The 12,097-nt window shown below is 72.7% G+C and carries 8 protein-coding genes; 4 read left to right on the top strand and 4 right to left on the bottom strand.

From position 1 onward, the window contains the following. Nucleotides 1-300: 300 nt before the first annotated feature. From ACZ4UU_RS41915 to ACZ4UU_RS41900, 4 genes are all read left to right on the top strand, one after another. Nucleotides 301-984 carry an ABC transporter ATP-binding protein gene (locus ACZ4UU_RS41915; RefSeq protein WP_471908697.1) on the top strand — a complete coding sequence of 228 codons (684 nt, stop codon included), beginning with the start codon at nt 301-303 and terminating at the stop codon, nt 982-984. A gap of 34 nt (nt 985-1,018) precedes the next feature. Continuing rightward, complete coding sequence (locus ACZ4UU_RS41910; protein WP_471908701.1) at nt 1,019-3,034, top strand: FtsX-like permease family protein; 2,016 nt, start codon at nt 1,019-1,021, stop codon at nt 3,032-3,034. Between the two features lie 95 nt (nt 3,035-3,129). Then, entirely contained in the window at nt 3,130-4,365 is a 1,236-nt protein-coding gene (locus ACZ4UU_RS41905; protein WP_471908700.1) for a sensor histidine kinase, read from the top strand. 175 nt (nt 4,366-4,540) lie between these two features. Further along, complete coding sequence (locus ACZ4UU_RS41900; RefSeq protein ID WP_471908699.1) at nt 4,541-6,055, top strand: alpha/beta hydrolase; 1,515 nt, start codon at nt 4,541-4,543, stop codon at nt 6,053-6,055. A gap of 253 nt (nt 6,056-6,308) precedes the next feature. Here the strand turns inward: ACZ4UU_RS41900 and ACZ4UU_RS41895 are convergent, their stop codons facing one another. The 4 genes from ACZ4UU_RS41895 to ACZ4UU_RS41880 all read right to left on the bottom strand — a co-directional run bounded on the left by ACZ4UU_RS41895 (nt 6,309) and on the right by ACZ4UU_RS41880 (nt 12,056). Continuing rightward, on the bottom strand, nt 6,309-8,327 hold the full coding sequence (locus ACZ4UU_RS41895) for an FtsX-like permease family protein (RefSeq protein ID WP_471908698.1): 2,019 nt from the start codon (nt 8,325-8,327) through the stop codon (nt 6,309-6,311). Between the two features lie 34 nt (nt 8,328-8,361). Further along, nucleotides 8,362-9,045 (bottom strand): ABC transporter ATP-binding protein, encoded by a 684-nt coding sequence (locus tag ACZ4UU_RS41890; RefSeq protein WP_471908697.1) that lies wholly within the window; start codon nt 9,043-9,045, stop codon nt 8,362-8,364. 24 nt (nt 9,046-9,069) lie between these two features. After that, nucleotides 9,070-9,303, bottom strand: coding sequence for a DUF4333 domain-containing protein (locus ACZ4UU_RS41885; RefSeq protein WP_471908696.1), 234 nt, complete (start codon nt 9,301-9,303; stop codon nt 9,070-9,072). A 257-nt stretch (nt 9,304-9,560) separates the two neighbouring features. Then, the gene (locus ACZ4UU_RS41880) at nt 9,561-12,056 is read right to left on the bottom strand and encodes a SpoIIE family protein phosphatase (protein WP_471908695.1); all 2,496 of its coding nucleotides are present in this window, start codon (nt 12,054-12,056) and stop codon (nt 9,561-9,563) included. Nucleotides 12,057-12,097 lie beyond the last annotated feature (41 nt).

Raw genomic sequence — 12,097 nt, 5'->3', positions numbered from 1 at the left:
GACCGCGGCGGTATCGGTCGAACGGCCGAGGGCAACACCCGAAGCCTGGCCGTATGGCCGAGGCGCGCGCCCGCAGCCGCGAGCGAGGGTGGAGCCACTTCCTCCGCCCCGACTCTCGGGGCGCCACAGACATCAGGAGTACGTGATGCGGCGCAGGTTGCTCATCGGTGCCGTCGGGGGTGCGGCTGCCGTCACCGCCCTTCTCGGTGTCGGCACCCACTCGCTGTCCGGGGCCCGGACCACAGGCAGGTCGGCGGGCACAAGGCCCTGGCGAGCGCCGGAAGAGGGCCACGGCACATGATGAGCATCGTCCTGGCCGGACACGGCCTGATCAAGAAGTACGGCTCCACCACCGCGCTGGCCGGGGTGGACGTCCAGGTCGGCGAGCGCGACTCGCTGGCCATCATGGGCCCGTCCGGGTCCGGGAAGTCCACCCTCCTGCACACCCTCGCCGGGATCATCCGCCCCGACGGCGGCCAGGTCCTGCTGCGCGGCGAGCGGATCGACAACCTCGGTGAGAACAAGCTCAGCGCGCTGCGCCGCAAGCGGTTCGGGTTCGTCTTCCAGTTCGGCCAGCTGCTGCCCGAGCTGCCCGCCGAGGAGAACGTCGCGCTGCCGCTGATGCTGGAGGGCATGCCCCGCAAGCAGGCCGTCGAACGGGCCCGCCGCTGGTTCGCGCCGCTCGGCCTCACCGGCCTGGAACAGCGACGGCCCGGCCAGCTGTCCGGCGGCCAGGCCCAGCGCGTCGCCATCGCCCGCGCGCTGGTCATCGAGCCGGACGTGGTCTTCGCCGACGAGCCCACCGGCGCCCTCGACCAGACCACCAGCGAGGAGGTCGTACAACTGCTGACCTCCGTCACCCGAGAGCAGGGCGCCGCCCTGGTCATGGTCACCCACGACGCCGACATCGCCGCCCACTGCGACCGGATCCTCCAGGTCCGCGACGGCCGCATCAGCAGCCACACCCAGTACACCGTCGCCTGACCCTTCCCGCCCGCCCTTCTCAGCGGAGATGCCGATGCCTTCCCCCGTCCTCCCCCTGACCTGGCATCTGACCAGGTCCTCCGGCCGCCGCGGCCTGCAAAGCCACCTCCTCGCAGCCGGCGCCGCCGCCGTCGGCGCCTTCGTACTACTGGTAATGATCGCCGCCACCCTCGGCTCCGGCGCCCGCGCCGAGCAGACGGCCTGGCGCGTACCCCAGCCGGCGAAGCACGGCACCGCCGTCCAGGCACTCGCCACGACGTACGTCCGCGGCGAGCGCATCAGCGTCGTCTCCCTGGCGCAGCTGCCCGACCGTGCGGCGACCCCCGCCCCGCCCGGTCTGAGCGCCTTCCCGAAGAAGGGCGAGGTGTACGTCTCCCCCGCCCTGGCCAAGCTGCTGCACAAGCTGCCCGCGAGCCAACTGGCCGACCGCTTCCCGAAACCGGCGTCCTACGGCACGATCGGCGCGGCCGGTCTCGCCTTCCCGGACGAGCTGGTCGCCGTGGTGGGCCGGGCGCCCGGCGACCCGGCGATGTCCTCGGCGAGCGCGCAGGACCCGAACTGGTTCGGCGAGGGCCAGGCCGCCCGGGCCGTGGTCTCCGGGTTCACCGGGAGCAAGCCGAGCGTGTTCACCGACGGCGACCAGAAGCTGGTGGCCGTGCTGGGCGTGGGGCTGCTGGTGATGCCCGTGATCGTGCTGTCCTCGGCGGCCGGACGGCTCGGGGCGGCCCGGCGCGAGCAGCGGCTCGCCGCGCTGCGGCTGGCGGGGGCGGCCCCGCGGCAGATCCTCGCGATGACCGCCGTGGAGGCGGCGGTTGTCGGCGCGGCCGGGGCTCTGACGGGCGCGCTGGCCTATGTGGCGCTGCTGCCCGCGCTCGCCGAGGTGCCGTTCGGCGTTGGCGGCTGGTACACGAGCCAGTTGTGGGTGGGACTGCCCTGTCTGGCGGTGGTCGTCCTCGGAGTCGTCGCGCTCATCACCTTCAGCGCGGTGTCGATGCTGCGCCAGGTGGCGACCTCGCCGCTCGGCGTCGCCCAGCAGGCGAACCCGCGCCGCACCCGGATGATCCGGCTGGTGCTGTTCGTGATGGCCCTGGCCTGCGTCCAGTACTCCCTCAGCAGTGACGGCCAGCTCAACCCCATGCTGATAATCGCCCTACCGCTGATGTTCTACGGCGCGTTCTGGCTGTTCGGCCCGTGGGTGGTGGACCGGCTGGGCCGGATCGCGGGCCGCTTCGCCAAGCATCCGGCCACGCTGCTGGCGGCCCGACGGCTCAGCGACGACCCGCGCGGCGCCTGGCGCACCGTCAGCGGCCTGGTCCTGGCCGGGTTCGCGGCCGGATTCTTCTCCGTCAACATGCTGGGCCCCGACAGCTCGCAGTACCGGGACCAGGTCGCCGTCCTCACGGCGAACACCGCCGAGGCACGGCACTCCGCGACCGAGGTGCGCACACTGCTGCACCGGGCGGGTGTCACCGCGACCGTGACCGTGGGCAAGAAGGACGACTACCTCGGTCTCCTGAGCGGGAGCCCCGGCGTGATCGCCGAGGTCCCCGGCGGCCCGGAGCAGATCGACGCCGCCCTCACCGCCCTCACCCACGTCGGCACGGGTCACCCGCCCTACTCCAAGGACTACGCGACCGGCATCGAACGCGGCTTCGCCGACAGCGTCTCCGACGTCACCATCGCCACCCTGGCTCTGGGCTTCGCGCTGGCGACCGCCTCCGCCGGTCTCACCGCCGCCGCGAACGTCCTCGACCGGCGACGCGTCTATGGCCTCCTGCGACTGGCCGGCACCCCGCTGCGGGTGCTGAACCTGGCTCGGGTCCATGAGACGGCCCTCCCCCTGGTCGTCCTGGCCGGCGGCACCACCGCCATGGGCATCTACGGCTCCTACCAGATCAACAAGCCGCCCGACTCCTTGATCGACAACCCCGGCGCCGTGCAACTGGTCGTGTGCCTGGTCCTCGGGGCACTGGCGATGTTCGCCGCCATCGGCGCCAGCCGACCCCTGCTGCGGAAGGTGACGGCCGACCCGGCCCAGACGGCCGACTGAGCACCGTCACCGGGAACGGCCCGCCGCACACACCTGCGGGCCGTCCACGCCTGCCGTCTGCCTCGGCCGAGGCAGAGCCGACGGCTCCTCCTAAGGTGACCGATGTGAATCTCCCGCCCGCGACAGCCGACCTCACCACGACGCGGACCCGTCGGCAGGCCTGCCTGCGTGTGGCGGGCAGCACCACGCTGGTCCTGCTGGCCGCCGCGGACGTGCTCATCGCCGTCACCAACGGCAAGACCCTCTGGCCGGTGCTCCTGCTCCTGTCACTCGGCCTCGCGGCCGTCCTGTGGCCCCGCGCCCACCGGCCCGCGTGGCTCACCCCCCAACTGCGCGCCGCCGCACCAGCGGGCGCTTCCCTGGCGCTGACCGCCGTCGCCACGACGACCGAGCCGGTACGCATGTTCGGCCCCGGTGAGGTGGCGATCCTGCTCTGCCTGCTGATGATCACCGTCCGCACCTGCCCACCACGACGGGCGGGCCTGTGCGCCGTACTCACCGGCGCGGCGGCCATCGCGGCGCCGTTGCGCTTCTACGCCACCGGCACCCAGGACGACATCCTGATCCTCGGGCTGGCGCTGGCCGTGGCGCTGCTGACCGGCATCACCGCCGGCCTCGGCGGCTACCTGCGCAGCCTGGACCACAGACGCGGCGTCGCGGTCGCCGAGACCCGCCGCACCGAACGCCTCGCCATGGCAGCCGACCTGCACGACTTCGTCGCCCACCATGTCACCGGCATCCTCGTCCAGACGCAGATGGCCCGCATGATGGCCACCACCGAACCCGGCCGCCTCGACCCGGTCCTGGCCGGAATCGAGCATGCCGCGACCCAAGCCCTCGACTCCATGCGCCTGACCGTCGGCATCCTGCGCGACGGCCCCGAGCAGACAGCCCGGCTCCAGCCGGGCGAGAGCCGCCCGGTGGGCGACCTGAACGCCCTCGCGGAACTGGTCGACGCGTTCAGCGGACCGACCGGCCTCAAGGCCGAACTGCACCGCGACGCCTCACTGCCCCGGAACCTGCCCCACGAAGTGCAGGCCGCCGCCTACCGCGTCACCCAGGAAGCCCTCACCAACGTACGCCGCCACGCCGCCGACGCCACCGAAGTCACCGTCGCCCTCGCTCACGCCGACGACACCTTGCGCGTGACGGTGTGCGACAACGGCCGCGCAGGCGCCCCGGTGCCGTACGCCGCCCGCGGCGGAGGCTTCGGCATCGTCGGCCTCACCGAACGCGTCACCGCCCTCGGCGGCACACTGCACACCGGCCCACGCAACGAACACGGCTGGGAAGTCATCGCCCTCATCCCCACCGTGCGGCAAGGAAGTTGACGCATTGCCGGACCTCGGCCACCCGAGGGCTCACCCCGATCCAGGAGACGCACCAGCGGCCACGAACCGGGCGCGCGTCCCTCGGCCTTTCGGCCAGAGGGGCCCCGGCGATCGCCTTCGTTCCTGGCTGTTCGGCCGAGGCGGGGCGGTCGGGTGGTGAAGCAGAGTCCCTGTCATGCCTACCGCACACAAGGCCGCCCTCGCGGCCGGACTGATCGTCAGCCTGTGCATTCCCACCGCCCAGGCGACAGCGGCCGAACCCGCCCGTCCCCCGGCCTCCGCCCTCGACCGTTACTACGACCAGCGCCCCGCCTGGCACCGCTGCGGCGCCGACGGGGAGTACCCCGCCGACCTACGGTGCGCGACCATCAAGGTGCCCCTCGACTACAAGCGGCCCGCCGGACCCACGCTGCGCCTGGAGATCTCCCGGCTGCGCACAAGCGTGCCCGGCAAACGGCGTGGTGTGCTGCTGTCCAACCCGGGAGGGCCGGGGGGCGGGGGTCTGGGAACTCCCGTGACGTACAAGGAAGTCATGCCCAAGAGCGTCCGGGACCGGTACGACCTCGTGGGCTTCGATCCGCGCGGTACGGGCGCCAGCAGCCCCCTGAACTGCGGTCTCACCAAGAACGAGCTGAACTGGCCACGCGTGTACCAGCCGGCGTCCTTCCGCAGGGACACCGCTCTCGCCCGCAGCTTCGCCGCGAAGTGCGTCGCCCGGGACCGCGCCCGGCTGCCGCATCTGACCACCCGTAACACCGCACGGGACATGGACGTCATCCGCGGCGTCCTGGGTGAGAAGCGGATCTCGTACTACGGCCTGTCCTACGGCACCTATCTCGGCGCCGTCTACACCCAGCTCTTCCCGGCCCGCAGCGACCGAATCGTCATCGACAGCTCGGTGGACCCCAACCGCTTCGGCCGGGGCACGTACCAGGCCCTGGCCGAGAGCGTCGAGCCCGCGTTCCGCGACTGGACCCGCCTGGTCGCCCGTCGGGACCGCACCTACCACCTCGGTGACACTCCCGCGGAGGTCCGCGCCGCGTTCTTCAAGCTGATCGCCCGCGCCGACCGCACGCCGCTCAAGTACAACGGCAGCGACCCCGATTTCGCAGACCGGGCCGTCACCGGTGCCGACATCCGCGCGTCGATGCGGTCGATGTTCTTCTACGACCCCTATCAGGCCGCCCGTGACGTCGTCAGCCTCCGCAAGGCCCGGGCCACCCGCCCGGATCCGCAGCCGTCCGACGGCCCCGCGGACCCCTTCGACGCCGGCGTCAACGCGCTCCACTGGGCGGTCATGTGCGCCGACAACTCCGCTTCCTGGCCCCGCGACCCGTCCCGCTACCGGTACGACGCCCTCCGCGACGGTGCTCGCCTCCCCCTCTACGGGGACTTCACCTCCAACATCACTCCCTGCGCCTTCTGGCCGCGCGGCGCCGAACCGGCCACGCGTGTCAACAACACGGTGGGCGCGCTCATATTGCAGAACCAGTGGGATTCCCAGACACCGGCGGCGAGCGGCCGGGCCATGCACCGTGCCCTGCGCGGCTCACGCCTCGTCATGGTCCAGGGCGGACGGGATCACGGCGTGTACGGCATCCCCGGCACCCCCGCCTGCGCCACCAAGGCGGTCAACACCTACCTGGTCACGGGCCGCCTGCCCAGCGCCGACATCACCTGCCGCGCCTAGGGCCTGTGGTGTTCTCCCAGGTGTCGCCAAAACTGTGACGCGCACCAGTCCGCCTCGCACCCAGGGCCCGGACATGTCGGTTCTGACCGGTGCACGGACCGGTTCGGCATCCCCTGGATGGTCGACATCAGCCCGCCGCAGAGCTGACCGCGAAAGCCGCACGACCCACGATGGGCTCCGCCGATCACCGGCGGAGCCCATCGTGGTCTTCCGTGGCGGACCGCCCGGGGTCAGACCGCCCGAGCGGTGGTCATCAGTCCGCCGTCTGTGTCGCGCCGGTCGTCACTTTCCGCAGGAGCGGCTTGCTGCAGGCGATCGCGGCGAACATGGCCAGCGCGCCGACGACCACGCAGACAGCGAGTTGGACGGCACCGGTGGTGTTCATCGAGACCCCGGCCAGCTTGTTGAACTGATACGCGCCGTAGACGCCCATCGCGGTGGTGCCGCCGGCCAGGACGGCCAGGGGAAGGACCGTTTCGCGGACCCGCGCCCGGTCCAGCATCTTCAGCGGGGTGCCGGCCAGTCGCAGGAGGCCGTAGACGCGGCGTCGGTCGAGGACGTTCGCGGCGGCTGTCAGCCCGGCCGAGGCGGCCGCGACGAGGAAACTCATGACCAGGGTGGCGATGCCGACCACGCCGACGCGGTCCGCGCCCACGTTGTCCGGGCCGCTCACGTAGTCCTGGGTGAACGGCAGCTGGCCCGTCCTGAGATGGGTCAACGCGGTGACGGCGGTGTCCACTTGGTCCTGGCCCCCGGAGACATGGGCGATCAGGCCCGCGTTGCCGCCCAGCACATTGTCGAAGTCGTCCTCCGAGGCGACGCTGACGGTGGCGGTGACGCCCGCTTCGCGCAGCAGGGTACGGGCCTCGGTGGCCCTGTGCCGGGCGGCGGCGCTGTCCTCGGTCGCCACGGCGACCTGGCCGTGGTTGGCGGAACCGTCGATGTCCAGCCCGATGACGGCGAAGAAGCCGGCCACGAATCCGGTCAGGACCAGGCCGCTGACGGTGCGCCAGGCGCCGCGCGGGTCGTCGCTGAGCCGTCGGGCCGCCAGCAGAGTCGCCGGGCGGCGGGCGAAACGGCCAGCGATCCGGCCCAGCCGGTCCACCACCCACGGGCCGAACAGCCAGAACGCGCCGTAGAACAGCGCCAGCAGGGCGATCAGCTGCGGCATCTTGAGCTGGCCACCCTGCGTGGAGAACAGGACGTAACCCAACACCACGGCGAACAGCACGAGGCGGATCATGCGGGTGCGGCGCGGATCGGCCTGCTGGGCGACGCCCAGGGGGGAGGTGACCACCTGGCGCAGCATCGACACGGCGCTGACGGTGATGAGCCCGGTGACCGCCGCCACCACCGCCGCGAGCCAGGGCAGGCCCACCCACAGCTGGCCGGTGTACCAGCTGCCGATGCCGTAGGGAATCTGTGCGAGAGCGGGCAGCAGGGCCGTGTAGGCGAGCGCGCCCGTCAGTGCTCCGCCCGCGCCCACGGCCGCCGCCTCCGCGGCGGTCATCGCGACGATCTGCCCCGGGGTGGCCCCGGCCAGCCGCAGAGCGGCGAGCCGCTGCTCGCGCCGGGCTGCGCCCAGCCGCCCGGCCGCCGCTGCCAGCACGATCACGGGCGCCACCAGCAGCGTCACGCCCATCACCGCCGTCTGCTGGTCGCTGCCGGTGAAGATGCTCGGCTTGGGCTTGGCGGCGGAGAACCCGGCGATGCCGGCCCGCTCGGTCTGCCCCTCGTCGAACCAGTTGCCGCCGCCGGCCGCCTTGGACACCGCCGGGTCGGACGGCGCCCGCCCCACCACGGCCACCAGCTCGTCGGGGGAGGCGAGTCCGGCCTCGCCGATCGTGCCGTAGGACGCCGGCTTCGGGAAACGGTCGGCCAGTTGGCTCGCGGGCAGCTTGTGCAGCAGCTTCGCCAGGGCGGGGGAGACGTACACCTCGCCCTTCTTCGGGAAGGCGCTCAGACCGGGTGGCGCGGGGGTCGCCGCGCGGCCGGGCAGCTGGGCCAGCGACACCACGGAGACGACGTCGTGGCGGACGTACGTCGTGGCCAGGGCCTGGACGGCGGTCGCCCGCTCGGCGGGCACGGCGGCCGGGGTGCGCCAGGTCGTGTGGTCGGCGCGGACGCCGGAGCCCAGGCCGACGGCGAGCATCACCAGCAGCACGAAGGCGCCGACGGCGGCGGCGCCGGCCGCCAGCAGGTGGCTCTGCAGGCCGCGGCGGCCGGAGGACCTGGTCAGATGCCAGGTCAGGGGGAGGACGGGGGAAGGCATCGGCATCTCCGCTGAGAAGGGCGGGCGGGAAGGGTCAGGCGACGGTGTATTGGGTGTGGCTGCTGATGCGGCCGTCGCGGACCTGGAGGATCCGGTCGCAGTGGGCGGCGATGTCGGCGTCGTGGGTGACCATGACCAGGGCGGCGCCCTGCTCGCGGGTGACGGAGGTCAGCAGTTGTACGACTTCTTCGCTGGTGGTCTGGTCGAGGGCGCCGGTGGGCTCGTCGGCGAAGACCACGTCCGGCTCGATGACCAGCGCGCGGGCGATGGCGACGCGCTGGGCCTGGCCGCCGGAGAGCTGGCCGGGCCGTCGCTGTTCCAGGCCGGTGAGGCCGAGCGGTGCGAACCAGCGGCGGGCCCGTTCGACGGCCTGCTTGCGGGGCATGCCCTCCAGCATCAGCGGCAGCGCGACGTTCTCCTCGGCGGGCAGCTCGGGCAGCAGCTGGCCGAACTGGAAGACGAACCCGAACCGCTTGCGGCGCAGCGCGCTGAGCTTGTTCTCACCGAGGTTGTCGATGCGCTCGCCGCGCAGCAGGACCTGGCCGCCGTCGGGGCGGATGATCCCGGCGAGGGTGTGCAGGAGGGTGGACTTCCCGGACCCGGACGGGCCCATGATGGCCAGCGAGTCGCGCTCGCCGACCTGGACGTCCACCCCGGCCAGCGCGGTGGTGGAGCCGTACTTCTTGATCAGGCCGTGTCCGGCCAGGACGATGCTCATGATGGGGCTACTCCGGGGTGAGTGTCAGCGCTGGAATGTCCAGGTGACGGAGGATTCCGTCGCCTTGACCACGGTCACGGGGATGTCGACGGCCTTGCCGTCGTCCTGCTTGCCGGTGCAGGTGAGGGTGGCGCCCCGGACGGCTTTGAGGCCGGCCGGACAGCGCACGTCGGAGACCTTCTGCCGAGGAACTTGCGCCGCATCACGGACTCCTGATGTCCAGGGAGAGGAAGTGGCTCCAGCCTCGCCCGCGGACACCGCCGCCCGCCTCGGCCGAACGGCCAGCGTCCGGGCCGGGCTGCTCGGTCATTCGGCCGACCCCGCGGACGCCTCGCCCCTTCGGACAGCCCAGCTTCGGACGCCCCCTGACGGCATCGCGGAATGCCCTGAGATGTCAGCCAGGTTCACCAGACCGCCGACCGCGCGAATGACGGCTCCAGCATGTCTGTCCAGACCGCGCACCCACGAGACGACGGTCCCGTTCCCCCTGAGTGCCAGCAGCGGGTGAGCGCTCGTCAGGAGTACCCCGGTCGTGCCGGTTCCAGGTGCTGTTCCGCCCAGATCGTCTTGCCCTTGGACGTCTGGCGGGTGCCCCAGCGCTGGGTCAGTTGGGCCACCAGGAGCAGGCCGCGGCCGCCCTCGTCGAAGGTGCGGGCGCGGCGGAGGTGGGGGGCGGTGGTGCCGCCGTCGGAGACCTCGCAGATGAGGGAGGTGTCGTGGGTGAGGTGGATGAGGCGTAGCTGGACGGGGGGTTCCGCGTGCCGGATGGCGTTGGTGACGAGTTCGCTGACGACCAGTTCGGTGACGAAGGCGGCGTCCTCCAGGCCCCAGGCCTCCAGCTGGGCCAGCGCGTCCTTGCGGGTCTGGGCGACGGCGGAGGGGTCGGACGGGACGGCCCAGGTCGCGACCTGGCTCGCGTCCAGGGCGCGGGTGCGGGCGATGAGCAGGGCGACGTCGTCGGGCGGGCGGGGCGGGAGGAGGTCGGTGAGGATGCTGTCGCACAGGGCGTCGAGGGTCGGCTCCGGGCCGGTGAGCAGGTGGCGGAGGCGGAGGATGCCCTCGTCGACGTCGCGGTCGGGTGACTTGATCAGGCCGTTGGTGTAGAGGGCGAGCAGGCTGCCCTCCGGCAGGTCGATCTCGGCCGACTCGAAGGGCAGGCCGCCCAGGCCCAGCGGAGGGCCGGCCGGGAGGTCGACGAGGTCGGCGGTGCCGTCGGGGCTCACCACGGCCGGCAGCGGATGCCCGGCCCGGGCCAGGGTGCAGCGCTGGGAGATCGGGTCGTACACGGCGTACAGGCAGGTCGCCCCGACCTCACCGCCGGCGCCGGTCTCGGGGGACCGGCCGGCGGCCGGCCGGTCGTCCTCCCGGTCGGTGGACAGCCGGGCTACCAGGTCGTCGAGGTGGGTGAGCAGTTCGTCCGGGGGCAGGTCGATGTCGGCGAGGGTGCGTACGGCGGTCCGTAGCCGGCCCATGGTGGCGGAGGCGTGGATGCCGTGGCCGACGATGTCGCCGACGACGAGCGCCACCCGCGCCCCGGACAGCGGGATCACGTCGAACCAGTCGCCGCCGACACCGGCGTGCGCGCCCGCCGGGAGATAGCGGGAGGCGACCTCCACCGCCGCCTGCTCGGGCAGCCGCTGCGGCAGCAGGCTGCGCTGGAGCATCACCGCCGTACCGCGTTCGCGGGTGTAGCGGCGGGCGTTGTCGATGGAGACGGCCGCCCTGGCCGCCAGTTCCTCGGCCAGCACCACGTCGTCCTGCTGGAAGTTCTGCGGCCGACGGTGGCGGACGAGGACGGCGACGCCCAGGGTGGTGCCGCGGGCCGACAGGGGCACCGCCATCGCCGAGTGCATGCCGAACTCGCGGACCCTGGAGGCCCGGACCGGGTCGCGGGCGACCAGTGCGGTGATCGCGGGGTGCGTGATCTCGTACACCTTCGCCCGTCCCGAGCGGAGGGTCTCGACCTGGACGGTGCCCTCCGGGTACTCGTCCACCGCCCCGAGGGCGACGACCGCCTCCGGCAGGCCCGGAGTCACGGACTGGTGCGCGATCCGGCGCAGTGCGAGCGGGCCGGCCGGGGCGCCGGTGTCCGGGAGCGGCTCGTGCGGGTCGTCGAGGGAGGCCAGCAGGTCGACGCTGACGAAGTCGGCCAGTTCCGGGACCGTCACGTCCGCCAGCTCCTGCGCCGTACGCATCACATCGAGGGTGGTGCCGATCCGCCGGCCGGCCTCGGCGATCAGCTGGAGGCGCTTGCGGGCCCAGTACTGCTCGGTCATGTCGCGCGCGGTGAGGCAGACGCCGCGCACCTCGCCGGTCGTGTCGCGCAGCGCCGACATGTGGACCGACCAGACGTGCTCGCGGGTCTCACCGGCCGTGTGCAGGAAGTTCTCGTTGTACTGCGGCTCGCCGGTCTCCATCACCCGCGCCATGCTCTGTTCCGCCCGGTCGCCGGCCGGGCCGTCCACGATCTCGCTGACGCGCAGCCCGATCATGTCCCGCTCGGTGAGGGCTGTCGTACGTTGCATGTCCGCGTTGGCACGGCGCAGGCGGAGCCGGGTGTCGTAGAGGGCCAGCGCGCAGCACGGGGACTGGGCGAAGCTCCAGGTCACGAAGGTGTCGTCGAGCGGCTCGGGCCGCTGTCCGCTGAGGGCGGAGACCAGCAGCCATTCGTCCGCACCGGCCCCGGTGCCCGTCTCGGGGGTCCTGTGGTGCGCCAGGACCTTGATCTGCAGCCGTCGGCCGTCGCGGTGCCGCACGGCGACCTCGCCGTGCCATCGGGGCAGCCGCGCGAAGTCAGGCAGTTCCCCGGCGGGGACCGGCTCGGCCAGCAGCCCGGCCGCCGGGCGCCCCACGATCTGGTCGGCCGCGTACCCCAGCAGCCGCTCCGCCCCCGTGTTCCACCCGGTCACCGTGGAGCGTTCGTCGACGGTGACGCGGGCCGTGAGGGCCTCGCCGACCACCTCGTCGAGCGGCCGCGTCGTCGTCCGGCCGGTGATGACGGGCTCGTCCATGATCGTTCATCTCGCTTCGGTATCGCGGGGGCCCCGGCACC

It is taken from the genome of Streptomyces sp. NPDC028907 (assembly GCF_055564995.1).
The sequence above is the reverse complement of the archived record's forward strand: the minus strand, read 5'-3'. Positions and strand labels throughout refer to the sequence as shown.